8 protein-coding genes and 1 pseudogene are annotated in these 14866 nt (G+C 37.4%); 7 read left to right on the forward strand and 2 right to left on the reverse strand.

What is annotated here, in order from left to right:
- Positions 1-72: 72 nt before the first annotated feature.
- The gene (locus V7K61_RS15600) at positions 73-516 is read right to left on the reverse strand and encodes an SDR family oxidoreductase (protein WP_335054479.1); all 444 of its coding nucleotides are present in this window, start codon (positions 514-516) and stop codon (positions 73-75) included.
- Positions 510-1329 (reverse strand): annotated as a pseudogene (gene tnpC / locus V7K61_RS15605) (IS66 family transposase). Before tnpC ends, V7K61_RS15600 begins: the two are co-directional and overlap by 7 nt.
- A 234-nt stretch (positions 1330-1563) precedes the next feature.
- Here tnpC and V7K61_RS15610 point away from each other — a divergent pair.
- The 7 genes from V7K61_RS15610 to V7K61_RS15640 all read left to right on the forward strand — a co-directional run bounded on the left by V7K61_RS15610 (position 1564) and on the right by V7K61_RS15640 (position 14811).
- On the forward strand, positions 1564-3870 hold the full coding sequence (locus V7K61_RS15610) for a TOMM precursor leader peptide-binding protein (RefSeq protein ID WP_335054400.1): 2307 nt from the start codon (positions 1564-1566) through the stop codon (positions 3868-3870).
- Positions 3871-4241: 371 nt separating this feature from the next.
- Entirely contained in the window at positions 4242-4505 is a 264-nt protein-coding gene (locus V7K61_RS15615) for a hypothetical protein (protein ID WP_335054402.1), read from the forward strand.
- 130 nt (positions 4506-4635) lie between these two features.
- Positions 4636-5574 (forward strand): glycoside hydrolase family 25 protein, encoded by a 939-nt coding sequence (locus V7K61_RS15620; protein ID WP_335054404.1) that lies wholly within the window; start codon positions 4636-4638, stop codon positions 5572-5574.
- Positions 5575-5655: 81 nt separating this feature from the next.
- The gene (locus V7K61_RS15625) at positions 5656-6576 is read left to right on the forward strand and encodes a peptidoglycan-binding domain-containing protein (protein WP_335054406.1); all 921 of its coding nucleotides are present in this window, start codon (positions 5656-5658) and stop codon (positions 6574-6576) included.
- 29 nt (positions 6577-6605) lie between these two features.
- Positions 6606-7694 carry an amidohydrolase family protein gene (locus tag V7K61_RS15630; protein WP_335054408.1) on the forward strand — a complete coding sequence of 363 codons (1089 nt, stop codon included), beginning with the start codon at positions 6606-6608 and terminating at the stop codon, positions 7692-7694.
- Between the two features lie 28 nt (positions 7695-7722).
- On the forward strand, positions 7723-8883 hold the full coding sequence (locus V7K61_RS15635; RefSeq protein ID WP_335054410.1) for a hypothetical protein: 1161 nt from the start codon (positions 7723-7725) through the stop codon (positions 8881-8883).
- 126 nt (positions 8884-9009) lie between these two features.
- Positions 9010-14811 (forward strand): AAA family ATPase, encoded by a 5802-nt coding sequence (locus V7K61_RS15640; protein ID WP_335054412.1) that lies wholly within the window; start codon positions 9010-9012, stop codon positions 14809-14811.
- Positions 14812-14866 lie beyond the last annotated feature (55 nt).

The following is a 14866-nucleotide window of genomic DNA, read 5'->3' on the forward strand; positions in this document are numbered from 1 at the left end:
TACAAAACTAGCTTTTAGGTTCGGGCAATTGTCGCACTTAATAATTCCTCTTTCTCGTTAGCATTTTCGTTGCTAGCGAAAAAAAGGTATAAGTGGATACAATGGATTGTCCAAGGAAAGCTCAGCAGCATTGAGTAGCTCTGTTTGCCATTGGTTGTTGGACATTAGCTGGAGTGGATAACCAAACTCACGGATAAAATTAAACAGTTGGAATGAGCGACTAGGATTAGGATTAGATAAATGAAATATCTGATTGAGTGATTTTTTCTGCTTTGATATATGAACGATCGCCTGACTCACATAATCCACTGGAGTCATGTCTACTATAGTGTTTACATTTGGCACACATCCAAGTTGGATAAAGCCTTTAATCATTCTGTATAAACGGTCATTAGTGTTACAAACACCAGTTTTGCTATGTCCTGAAATCCGTCCCAGTCTGTAAATACTAACAGGAATTCCTCGTTGATATGCAGTAGTAACTGATTTTTCAGCGTAAGGATTCAGGTCTAATATTTAGGAAGCAGGGATGGGACAGACAGATAATTATTGGAATTAGCCAGTAGTGCTTGTGCAAAAAAATCAATCACAGACCGACTTTGACGACGGCAGGTTTGCACCACCGTCAACAGATAGGCAGTGTGTTTAAACCTCTCCATTGAACGAGAGCCACCACTAACTTTACGTTTTGTTACAGCCAAACGAAGCGAGCGTTCGGCTTGATTATTGTCAGGAGGGACTTCAGGGTTGTCAAGGAAATACCACCATTGGCTGGCTTTATCCCGTAAAGAACGTAAAAGGTTTCCTGCTGTAGCTCCGGCTAAGTCAATCCACTGATTGAGTGTTTGTTGCAACTTGGATTTGAATTGATTGACCCAATCGTTATAGCTGTTGGAGTCAAGAGTCTCGAACCCGAAGAGCGTAATTTCTAAATGCTTCATCAATTAAATCAACAAACGCTTCGCCAATAGCTTGGTTGTGAAGACCTGGAAGTATAATTAGTTTTTTGAAGTGACGGCGTAAATGAGCCAAGCATTTTTGTTGGTCATTCACTGCATAACCATTGTAGACACTAAAATCGTCGCTGCTGAGTACCCCTGTATATCTAGTCCCTAAAATTGTTTCTAATTCAGATCGTGAACGAGTGTCAGCAGCAGTAAACAAGCAGAAATCAGAATTTGCAACTACCCACAACCATTCTTTGATCCCTTTCACTGACCAAGGCGTTTCATCCACATGAACATTCGGTTGTGTCTGTTTTTGGTTCAAGCTTTCTCGGTCTAATTCTTGAGGCAGGTTTTCCTTCATATCTGTGATGATCCTCCTCAAGTGTTCCCTTTGTCAATACTCTGCCACCTGAATCCTTACGCTTTTTTATAAGAAGTTATGAGTTTTTATATGAGTTTTTATATTAGCTTTTAAAATGATTTTAATAAGAAATTATGTAAAAATAATTTAGATAGGCTAGAACCAATTAATCAAACTAAAAAAATAAAAATTAACTACAAGGTAACTCTGCTAAAATGACATTTTAATTAGTAAATAAATAATTAATAAAGCTCAATGCAACTTCAAATCCAATTCAACCCTTGTTATTCTGTTAAAACTATAGAAGTAGACAATGTATTTTTGTTGTCCGAAAGAGAAAAGGTCTGGTTAAGCGATCGCGTTTCTTGTAGTTTAGCTACTTTAATCGATGGCGATCGCAATATTGACGAAATTATTGATACCATTCAACAGTCGCTACTGCAAGACCTAAAATCTTTACAGTCAGCTACCACCTTCTTTCAAGAAGCTCTCAATGTGAGTATTAAAGCCCAATATGCTTTATTACAAATGCAACAAAAGGGCTATGTTGTTCAAGAAGATAACTCTCTGGCATCGCACTTAGACATATTCTGCCATCATCTCAATATTTCTCCCACAGTAGCCCATCAAAGATTGCAATCGACTAAAGTAGCAGTCAAAACATTAGGTTCGGTTGCTGCATCTGACTTGATTGCTGTGCTTGAGTCTCTCCAAATTCAAGTAGCAGACGAAGGTGATTTGACAGTAGTTTTAACCGATGATTATCTCAATGTTGAGCTAGAGAAGTTTAATCAACAAGCCTTAAAATCCCAAACTCCTTGGATACTTGTTAAGCCGTTAGGGACAATAGTCTGGATCGGCCCTTTATTTAATCCTCAGAAAACAGGTTGTTGGAACTGTTTAGCCCAGCGTTTGCGAGAGAATAGACCGATTGAAGGGTTTATTGAGAGACAGAAGCAAATTTCTTCCCCTTTAATTCCTCCTTTAGGATTTTTGCCATCTACAGTACAAACCGCTTTAGGAATGGTAGCCACAGAGGTGTTTAAGTGGATTGTCCAAGGGGAAAATCAACAATTAGAAAGCAATTTGATTGCTTACGATGCGATCGCACTGCAAACTCAAAATCATGGTTGGGTGAAGCGTCCTCAATGTTCTAGTTGTGGAGAGATGGTAAATGGGTTAACCAACAATCCCCTACCTGTTGTTTTAGAACACCGCCAGAAAACCTTTACTGTCGATGGAGGACACCGTATTTGTTCGCCACAAGAAACTCTCAGGAAATATCAGCATCATATTAGCCCCATTACTGGCGTTGTGCGAGAACTAAATAAAATTCCTGGGAATGGATTAACTCATAATTACATCGCTAAACATCATTTTCTCAGTTTTTTCGACGATTGCGCTAGTTTGCGCCAAAATTTGGGGGGTAGAAGTGCGGGGAAAGGTAGGACTGACTCTCAAGCGATGGCTAGTGGTTTTTGCGAAGCAATTGAGCGATATTCTGGGGTGTTTCAAGGGTATGAAATTAGAGAAAAAGGCATTTACCAACAAATGGGAGAGAAGGCGATCCATCCCAATGTTTGTATGAACTTCAGCCAACAGCAATATCAGAATAGAGAGCAATGGAATGTTGAGTGTCAAGGTTGGTTTCAAAAAGTCCCCGAACCTTTTGATGAACAAAGAGAAATTGACTGGACTCCTGTTTGGTCTTTAACCCATCAGGAATTTAAGTATCTGCCAACGGCTTACTGCTATTATGGCTATCGACCGGACTATAAACCTGACTGTTGGGCTGATTCTAATGGATGTGCGGCGGGTAATACTCTTGAAGAAGCTATTCTGCAAGGGTTTATGGAGTTAGTAGAACGGGATGCTGTGGCGTTGTGGTGGTATAACTCTCTGCAAAAGCCGCAAGTGGATTTAGATAGTTTCGACGAGCCTTATTTTCAAAGCCTGAAGCAATATTATCAAACTATTAATCGGGAACTTTGGGTTTTAGATATTACCAGCGATCTGAATATTCCTGTGTTTGCTGCTGTGACTCGAAGAAGCGATCGCTCTGTAGAAGATATTGTTTTGGGTTATGGCGCTCATTTCGATGCCAAGATTGCTATTAGTCGAGCCTTGACTGAAGTTAACCAAATTTTACCTAACGTTTTATTTGCCAAAGCTGATGGAAGTACTCAATATCCCCCGTCAGCAGATGGCTTGGCTCTAGATTGGTGGAAAACCGTAACTTTAAGCGATCAACCTTATTTAGTTCCAAGCCAGAGAATTGCTGCTAAAGTCAGTGGCGATTATTGCGAAGTTGCAAGTGACGATTTACTCGAAGATGTCAAGCTCTGTCAACAAATCGTTAAGAACAACGGTTTAGAAATGCTGGTTTTAGATCAGACTCGTCCCGATATTGGACTGAGAGTTGCCAAAGTCATCGTTCCGGGAATGCGCCATATGTGGAAAAGGTTAGCACCCGGACGGCTTTATGAAGTTCCGGTGAAAATGGGTTGGTTGCAAAAACCACTGACACAAGAGCAACTCAACTCTTTTCCTATGTGGATGTGAGGTTCTCCTTACTGAATAATGTTATTTTTGATGAGTTTTTCTATGAGTTCTGGGATGAGTTTTATGAGTTTCACAGCTAAGAGAAAAACTAATATTAAATTAAATCAGGTGGAAATAAACGCGAAGAAGAAAACTTTGCTCAAGGCATAATTTCTCAACCTATTTAATGACAACTTTCTTTCAACAACACCTTCTAAACAACAAAAATCACATTCTGAAAGGAGAAAATCATGACAACCTACACAGTCGAAGCTCTGGAACAATTTACTCCAGTAGAGGCAGAGGGTCTGGAATTTGAATCAGCAGAGATGGAAAGTATTGAAGCTGAGGCAATGTATAACTAAAAAATGAATTACAACAGGAAGTAAAACGTGTCACAATCACCAAAATCACCATCACTCCAAGATTCAATCGAAAATTCGACATCTTCATCCATTCAAGTAGCATTCATTAAAAATTGGAAAACCACAGCGATTGCAATAATCGTCTCCTTCAGTGGCTTTGTAGTATTCTCACCTAAAACCTTTGGTGGCGAACAAGCACCTTTCGTTCAGGTCTGTAAATATGTGACAGCTGGAGGACTCGCTGCTTTTGGTATTGTTTCTAAAGATTTCAATGTAACAGGTCGAGGTTGAGAAACGTTGTAAAGTAAAAAACTTACTCATAGGATTACTGTTAGATGTAGTTACTACAGACGTAATCAAAAAAGATATTGGCTTTGATTCCTCACTCATTACGCATCAAGACATCTATTGGAGAAATCTTATGTCTATTAAGTTCACACTCCCAACTAATCTTTCTCACATAAAACTCGGTGAAGCGATCGCATTTCAAGGTATATCTGATAATGGAGTCACTAAAGTCGAGTTACTCGCAGATGATAAGTTTAAACTAGGAGAAACAGGAGTTTATGACGGTACTTGGACAATTAGTTATCCCTTCAATCGTGCGGGTAAACGTCGGATAGTTGCTAATGGGTTAGATGCGAATCAACAACAAATTAGCAGTGATGCAGTTGATGTTTTCTTGGTTGGTGCGAGACAGAATGAACTCGGTATCGATATTTACAGCAATAATGGCGACTCAATTGATTGGCAAACAGTCAAAAACAGCGATATTTCCTTTGCATTTGCCAAAGCAACTGAAGGTGAAACCTTCGTAGATAGTCAATTTGCAAAACATTGGAAAAGTATGAAAGCTGCCGGATTAATTCGGGGTGCATATCATTTCTTTCGACCACTAAAAGACCCCAAATTACAAGCAGACAACTTTTTGAAACAAATCCAAGATTTGGAAATAGGTGATTTACCGCCCGTTTTAGATATCGAACATTATCCAGAAAAAATTGCCTCAGAATGGCAACAAGTTAGTCTGAATCAGCGAATTGATATTGTCCAACAATGGTTAGATAAAGTCGAGTCAGCCACTGGTCGCAAACCGATAATCTACAGCAGTCCTAGCTTTTGGAATGAATATATGAAAGAATCGCAAGCTTTTATCAATTATCCTTTGTGGTTAGCTCACTATACAGATAAACCCGAACCAACTGTTCCAGCTAACAATTGGGGTGGAAAAGGATGGACTATTTGGCAGTATACAGAAAGTGGTACTGTCGCAGGTGTCAATGGCTTTGTTGACAGAAATCGCTTTAATAGCTCGTTTGACGATTTAGTTGCATTCGTTAAAGGTTCGTTGATTGCATAAACTTATAATTTTTACCTAGCCACTAAATCATCCTAGATATATGTACATAATCTACCAACTTATTAACTAGGTTTTTTAATTATGAAACTCCAATACTTTGCTACCCTCGACCAGAAATATGGCTTCGATGCGATCGCAGCTGACAAAGAATTAGCCCAAGATATCCAAAAGGTGCTAATTTCGTTGAAATTTTTGGAACCACCTGCTGACGGCAGCTTTGGCCCCCTTTCCACGGATGCATTAATCGAATTTGAAGAAACTTTCAATTGCCCAGAGAAAAACTTTTTGGGTAAAGAAGCAGCCAGCAAATTACTACAAATATCACCCAATGACTTACCTCAACCTAAATTAAATCTAAGTAATGACTTAGCTAGTAGTATTATTAAATATATGCAATCAAAAGGATACCGGATTGCTACTGAAGCGAATAAATACAACATTGTCTATGTTGAAGGCTTAGATCCCGATGGTAAGTTAAACAATGATGCTCCGAACTGTTTCAATGATTTGCGGATGATACTAGAAATTATTGATGGTAAACCGATTATTAGAGGTAAATGGGAAGGAACAACCGAACCAGGTACTTACTACACGGAAAATACAATGAGTTCGAGTGGAGGTGGAGCAGCACGTATTGCTTTTGGACAGTATAAATCTTGGCAAGTAGGCACTCATTACGGTAGTGGTTCAGACCCTCATGAAGCACTAGTTCAGGTACAACCAATTACAGTCTATCGAGACAAAAACAAAGATTATATCCGCACTGGCGATAAAACCGAGACGGGAATATTTGAAATTGACCAACATTGGGGATTCGACTATCGTCGTAATGATATTTCCTATGCAAGTGCAGGCTGTCTTGTTGGACGTACTCGCGCAGGTCATAGGGAATTTATGCAGATTCTCAAGCAGGATAAGCGCTATCTGAGAAATAATAAGTACACCTTCCAGACAACAATTATTCCTGGGGATGAATTAAGGAAACTATTTCAGTGGGAGTGAGAGTTTTAAAGCAACTGAGATAGCAGATTATGCTCGAAGGATATTTGATTATTGATGCGGATTCCCACGTTATTGAACCTCCAAGTATGTGGGCTGAGTATCTCGAACCAGAATTTAAACAGTTTGCTCCCTCAGCAGACATGAAAATTCAAGGGGAAGACATTGTAAAAAAAGTCTCTAGGAAAGTTCGAGATAAGGCGAATAAGCAAATGATGCAAGCTCATCCTAATGCTTATTTCCAAAGCTACAATGTCGAGTCTCACGTTCAAGAGATGGTGCTGATGGGGATCGATCTGGCATTCCTTTATCCAACTTATGGATTGTGGCTTTGGGCGATTGATACTATGCAACCGGAAGTTGCTGGCGCTTTTACCCGCGCTTATAACAATTGGTTAAAAGACTTTTGCAGCTACAATCCAGATAGATTGAAGGGTGTAGGAGCAATTAATCTGCACGCACCAGAGTCAATGGTGCATGAATTGCATAGAATTGTCGATTTTGGCTGGAAAGCGGTGTTTTTACGCCCTAACCCCGTCAAAGGAAGACTATTGAGCGACTCTGCTTACGAGCCTTTTTGGACAGAATGCGAACAATTAGGCATAGCAGTAGGCATTCATGAAGGGACTCACAGTCGTTTGCCAACTACAGGTACAGAAAGGTTTAACACTCGTTTTGCTACCCACGCTTGCTCTCATCCGATGGAACAGATGATGGCTTTATTAGCCTTGATTGAAGGAGGGGTATTAGAACGTCATCCAAAACTAAAAGTGGCTTTTCTGGAGTCCGGTTGTGGCTGGCTTCCTTACTGGCTATGGCGACTAGATGAAGAGTATGAAAATTTAGCTTGGGAGGATACAATTCATGATAATGTCAAAATCAAGCCATCAGAGTATTTTCGTCGCCAGTGCTTTATTGCCATAGAGCCTTCAGAACCATTACTGGCTCAGGTGATTGAATATATTGGCACGGACAATTTAATCTTTGGTTCGGATTATCCCCATATGGATCATAAGCCGAACATCATTACAGAAATGATAGAGCTTGAGAAAACTTTATCGAAAGAAACTGTGCAAAATATTCTTTGGGATAATCCTCGCCGTTTTTACAATTTGTCTTGAATTATAGATTATATAGGAGGAAAAGATAATGTCGCAAGGATCAACTGATTTAACTGATGCAATGAAGGGGTCGAATACAGTAAAACTACCAATTGATATTGATCCTCAAACAGCCCCTAATCCAGAACAATCAATAGAAGGACAGTGGTATAAAGCCAATACTGTTTACCAGATATTAGAAGTAAGGAAGCCTGGTGAAGAAAAGAGAGAAGGTAAAAATATAGTTACAACTATAGTAGCGAAAGAAAGAGGTGATGGATCTGAAAATACTCAATCAGAGAATTTTAATAAGTATTCCCTTGACCAGCAGACAATAGACAAGCTTCAAGATTATCCAAAAAAAGGCGATGGCAAGAGTATTTCTTCATATTTGCCTTCATCAGGAGTCATTTTTTCAAAAGGTTTTTTCGATGCATTATCTAGCCTTCAAACTAAAAAAGTTGAACAAAATGAAATAACTAATTTTTATCATCCGATACGAACTCTATTATATAGCCGAAAAATCTCTCAGCTGATTTCTAAAACTTGGTGGTCTTATTTAGAAGCAAAAGAGAATAAATTATGGGATAAATTTATTGCTGGTGAATGGGAAGACATTATTAACTATAAAAAGGATATTAATAACCCTAACTATGGTTTTGATATTTTAGATGGTCTTATAGCTAGAGAGATTTTTATGTATGGTGGGGCAGAACCTCCTGACTACCCCGATCCGGGAAACTCCTTTTACTCTCCTTTAAAGGATTATTCAGAAAAACGGGATCAAGCAAGATTTTTAATTTTACCTAGCAGCAGAAGTTGGCAAGGAATTAGTTTATCACTCTTATTAGCTGGACAAGCGTATTACCAAACAGTAGATAAGAAATACCACCAAATTTCCCAACCTATTTTCAGTACAGGTGAAATAACTATGCTGCATAGTTTAGAGGTAGATTGGGGTAAGTTTCAGGGTGACATCAAAGAACTTATAATCAACCATGAAAAACCTTGGGTAGGTTATCATATTGTTATCCCCTATCCTCCAATACCTTCTGGTGCTGATATAGAAGCTATAAAAACATGGGCGGGCGCTGAAGAAGAGCCAGGGAAAAGTAAATTTCCCTTTTATAGAAAGGCCAATGACAAATATTTAATAGATGTGGACTATTTTAAGCCTCCCTATCCCTATATTCCACTCAGTTGCACTTAATTTAGAAAGTTACTTCCTGAAATAACTACTCAAGTAGATACTTTTCTGTGACCTAAAATTGAGAGGTTATGATAAAATCCTGGAAAACCTGTATAAAAAGTATTCCGGGACTTTATCAAGCTTCATATGAACCGACAGCCAGATAACATTAAAGCAGATTATCAGATTAGCCAAAAAATCTATGAAAGTGCTAATTCATTAGTCTATCGAGCTATTCTCAAGCCTGATAATCAACCCGTTATTTTAAAGATTCTCAAGGAAAACTACCCAACTCCTTCAGAATTAACTCGATACAAGCAAGAATATGAAGTTACCCGCTCCTTAAATACCGAAGGAGTTATTAACGCATATGATTTGCAGCGGTATAAAAATAGTCTAATCATGTTTTTAGAAGACTTTGGCGGTGAATCTTTAAAACTATTAATAGCCAATCAACGTCAATTTACTCTCAAAGAATTTATCTCTATTGCTATTAAAATTACTGAAAGTTTGGCTGCTATTCACGCAGCCAATATTATCCACAAAGATATTAACCCCTCTAATATTGTCTATAACCCAGAAACAGAACAACTGAAAATCATCGACTTTGGCATTTCTACTCGTTTATCTCGGGAAATTCAGACAGTTGGCAATATTGAACGATTAGAAGGAACTTTAGCTTATATTGCCCCAGAGCAAACTGGAAGAATGAACCGAGGAATAGATTACCGCAGCGATTTTTATTCCTTAGGTGCTACCTTTTACGAATTGCTAACTAATCAACTACCTTTTGCTATCAGTGATTCTATAGAATTAGTTCATTGTCATATTGCTCAACAACCTGTTCCTCCAGATAAACTTCTAGAAACGTTAAACTTACCGTCTCAACCAATACCTAAAGCCGTTTCAGACATTGTGATGAAATTGTTGGCAAAAACCCCAGAAGAACGATACCAAAGTGCTTGGGGAATCAAAGCTGACTTGGAAATCTGTCGCGATCGCTTAGAGAGTTTAGGGCAAATTGACGAGTTTGATTTAGCAACTCAAGATATTTGCGATCGCTTTGTTATTCCCGAAAAACTTTACGGTAGAGAAGAAGAAATCACACAACTATTAACTACTTTTGAGCGAGTCAGTCAAGGCAGCAGTGAGATGATGCTGGTTTCTGGTTATTCAGGAATTGGTAAATCTGCTTTGGTTAATGAAGTTCATAAACCAATATTACGCCAGCGAGGGTACTTTATTAGCGGAAAATTTGACCAGTTGCAGCGAGACATTCCTTATGCAGCGATTACTTTAGCGTTTCAAGACTTAATACGACAGTTACTTACCGAAACTGAAGCGAGACTACAAACTTGGAAACAGCAACTTTTAGCAGCCTTGGAGCCTAATGCTCAGATTATCATCGATGTAATCCCTGAATTGGAACAGATTATTGGTAAACAGCAGCCAGTCGAGCAATTAGGAGCAACTGAAGCTCAAAATCGATTTAATTTATTTTTTCAAAGATTTATTCGCGTCTTCACTAAAAAAGAACACCCTTTAGTTATCTTTCTAGACGATCTACAGTGGGCAGATTTAGCATCTCTGAAGTTAATTGAGTTATTAATAACTGATGCTGACAGCCAATATATATTGCTCATTGGGGCTTACCGAGATAATGAAGTCGATGCGACTCATCCTTTAATACAAATCTTAGATCAAATTAAAAAAGACAGTACTACTGTCAATAATATCTTACTGCAACCATTAGAAATTCCATATATCAACCAATTAATTGCCGATATTTTCAATTTATCGATAGATAAATCAAAAGCTCTAGCAGAGTTAGTGAGTAATAAAACTCAAGGAAATCCTTTTTTCTTAACTCAATTACTCCATCTTTTGTATCGAGAAAACCTTTTGTTATTTGACTATAATCAAAAATGTTGGCACTGGAATATTGAGGATATCAAAAAGGTAGAAAATACTGACAATGTTGTTGATTTAACTATTGCTAAAATTGCAAAATTAGATGAAAGAAATCAGAAAGTTTTGCAATTAGCTGCCTGTATTGGCAATCAATTTAACTTAGAAGTTCTTTCCGTGGTTAATAATAAATCTCAAATAACTACAGCTAGAGAACTTCAAGCAGCACTAGAGGCAGGTTTGATTTTACCTTTGAGTAATGACTATAAAATACCTTTGCTTTGGAATCAGGAAGAACTATCAAGGGAGACTTCTGAAATATTTGATGGCTTTATTCCCAAAATTCCCAAATATATCCCCTATAAATTTTTGCACGATAGAGTTCAGCAAGCTTCCTATACTTTAATTCCAGAAGAAGAGAAGAAAGTAGTTCATCTGCAAATAGGTCGTCTCCTACTCGAAAATACTCAAAAAAATAAATTAGAGGAAAATATTTTTGATATTGTCAATCAACTAAACGAAGGAGTTGAATTAATTACTGAGCGTTCGGAAAGAGATGATTTAGCCAAATTAAATCTTAAAGCTGGGAAAAAGGCGAAAGCATCAACAGCTTATCAACCGGCTCTAAGATATTTAGAAACTTGCTTAGGATTATTAGCAGCAAATAGCTGGGAACAACAGTATAAATTAACTTTAGAAATCTATGTAGAAACTTTAGAATTACTCTACTTAAATAATAAGTTTGAACAAATTGAAGATTTTTCAGAAGCTATTATAAAACAAGCTAAAAATATTCTCGATTTAGTCGAAGTTTATAGAATAAAGATACTGTATTATTTTGCCATATTAGATAGTAATCGCGCAATAAATAGTGCTCTTACAATTTTATCAAAACTAGGAATAGATATCTCTAATCAACCTGTTGATATATATGAAAAAATTGAACAACAACAGAAAAGTATTAAATCATTCTTTCAAGATAAGAATAATGAAGATTTAGCAAATTTACCTGTAATAGTAGACAAATACAAACTAGCAGCTATACAAATATTACAGCAGATGATAGCGCCTACGTTTACTACAAACTTTTCGTTATTGGTTCAAGTAATATTAACTCTACTTAATATTTGTGTTAAATATGGAAATTATCCCCAAGTTGCTGTTACCTATAGTTTTTATGGACTACTTCTGTGTGGAGTAATAAAAGATATCAATTATGGATATAAGTTTGGAGAGTTGTCTATCAAGTTGCTAAATAAATTTGATATACCTCAAACAGAATCTCTAACTATTCATGTATATTATGGATTTATTTGGCATTGGAAAATATTTCTTAAAGAACAAATAGCACGAAATAAATTGCTAAGTACTTTTCAGAAAGGAATTAATAAAGGAGAATATGATTATTCTGGTTATGTATGTCTAGATTACTGCTTAACAAAGTTTTTTGGAGGAGATGATTTAAAACAAGTTGAGAATGATGAAATCAAATATAGCAATTTTCTAAAAAAAAGTAATCAAAAATACTTAATTGATTATATAGAAATATATCAAAAAATAATTACTATTTTTACAGTAAAATCTAATAATAAAGAATTTGTATTGATTGGATATTCTCGACAACAAGAAGAAAACAATATCAAAAAGTATATTGAAACTTGCAACGTGTGGCTACTATTCACTTTCTATTTAAACAAAACAATAGCTCACTATCTTTTCCAAAATTTATACCAAGCTTTTGATAATACAGTTAATGCAGAAAAATATATTGAAAATATTGGCTCACATGTAACTTTACCACAACATAATTTCTACTCTTCTCTTTCCTTTCTCGCTCACTATCATAATTCCAATTCAGAGTCACAAAAAAATATTTTAGAAAAAGTAGAAAAAAACCAGCAGGATATGAAAATATGGGCTGGTCATTGCCCCGCTAATTTTCAAAATAAATACGATTTAGTCGAAGCAGAGAAAGCACGAATATTAGGACAAAATTGGCAAGCTCAAGAACTTTATGAAAAAGCAATTAAAGGCGCTAAAAAATCAGAATTTATTCATGAAGAAGCCATAGCTTACGAACGCGCATCAGAATTTTATCTTTTTCTGGGTAGAGAAGAGATAGGACGACTTTATCTAAAAAATGCCTATCATTGTTACAGTCGCTGGGGTGCAAAAGCCAAAGCTGAAGCCCTAGAATTAGAGTACCCACAGTTTCTAATGGATATAAACGACCGAAAAGAAAATCAAAGCATTAATACAACTGAATCTACTGCTAGTACAAATCCTCAAGCCCTTGATATCGTCACAGTTACTAAAGCCTCTCAAATATTAGCTAGCGAAATTAAACTAGACCAGCTGCTGGCTAAGTTAATGAAAACAGTAATTGAAAATGGCGGTGCCCAAAAAGGTTTTCTGATACTGGAAAAAGATCATAAATGGGTAATCGCAGCTGAAAGTACAGTAGATTCTGATGATGTGACTCTACTACGATCGCTTCCCATTGACTCTGTAGATAGCGATCGCCAGACACCTATCCTACCAACTGCGATCGTGAACTATGTTGTCCGTACTCAAGAAAATGTAGTACTTAATAACGCAACCGTTGAAGAACAGTTTATCCGCGATCCATACATCGTCGCCACTCAACCAAAATCGATTCTCTGTACTCCTTTGTTAAATCAAGGCAAACTAAGTGGTATTTTATATCTAGAAAACAATTTAACCACAGATGCATTTACCAGCGATCGCATTGAAGTTTTAAGAATTCTTTCGGCTCAAGCTGCTATCTCCATTGAAAATGCTCGTCTCTACGGACAGTTAGAAGATTATAACCGAAATCTAGAGATGAGAGTAGAAGAGCGCACTCAAGAACTCTCACAAACCCTAGAAATTCTCAAAGCCACCCAAGCCGAACTGCTCTTTGAAAACGAGTTACTCAAAAGTGGCGAACAACCCTCTACCTTTGACTATCAAGTGGGAGGAAGTTTGCCGATGGATGCTCCCACTTATGTTGTGCGTTCAGCAGACCGTTATCTCTACAAGGCGTTGAAGCGCGGGGAATTTTGTTACATTCTCAATCCTCGGCAGATGGGCAAGTCAAGTCTGATGGTACGCATGATACATCACTTCCGGCATGAAGGATTTAGCTGCGGGGCGATCGATCTGACCCGCATTGGTAGCGAAAACGTCACGCCTGAGCAATGGTACAAAGGCTTAACAGTAGAGCTATGGCGAAGTTTTGGTTTGTTAAAAAAGGTTAATCTAAAAACTTGGTGGCAAGAGCAAGGAGATATTTCTCCGGTTCAGAGGTTGAGTCAATTTATTGAAGAAGTTTTGCTAGTTGAAGTTGCTCAAGAAAATGATACTATACCTAAGAACTTGATAGTTTTTATCGATGAAATTGATAGTTTCTTAAGTTTAAAATTCCCAGTTAATGACTTTTTTGCGCTAATTCGCTCTTGCTATAATCAGCGTAGTATTAATCCAGAGTATCGACGTTTAACCTTTGCTCTTTTTGGAGTAACTACCCCTGGTGACTTAATTAATGACCACCAAAGAACGCCTTTTAACATCGGTCAGACCATTCAATTAGAAGGGTTTAAAGAGCATGAAGCGCAACCTCTACTTCAAGGATTGACTGAGAAAGTGAGCAATCCTCAAATAGTCTTAAAAGAAGTGTTAGCGTGGACTAATGGCCAGCCCTTTTTGACTCAAAAGCTCTGTAAATTTATCCGCAATTCTTCATCTCCTATTTATACCAATAGAGAAGCCGAATGGATTGAAAATTTGGTGCGAGGGTCGATAATAGACAATTGGGAATCACAGGATGAACCAGAGCATTTAAGAACCATTCGCGATCGCCTTCTCAAAAGTAAACAATCCGTTCGGCTACTAGAACTCTATCGGCAAATTTTGCACCAAGGAGAAATTATTGCAGTTGATAGTTCAGAGGAAAGAGAATTGCTTTTGTCAGGGCTAGTAGTCAAGCAACAGGGAAAATTGAGAGTTCAGAACCGTATTTATGAATCTATTTTTGTTTGATTTACGAAACTTTTGTTTAATCTGGAAAGTGAAAGAAGAGGTCTATCCTTCTGGA

Origin of the sequence: Nostoc sp. (assembly GCF_036918015.1) — a bacterium.
GTDB lineage: Bacteria > Cyanobacteriota > Cyanobacteriia > Cyanobacteriales > Nostocaceae > Nostoc.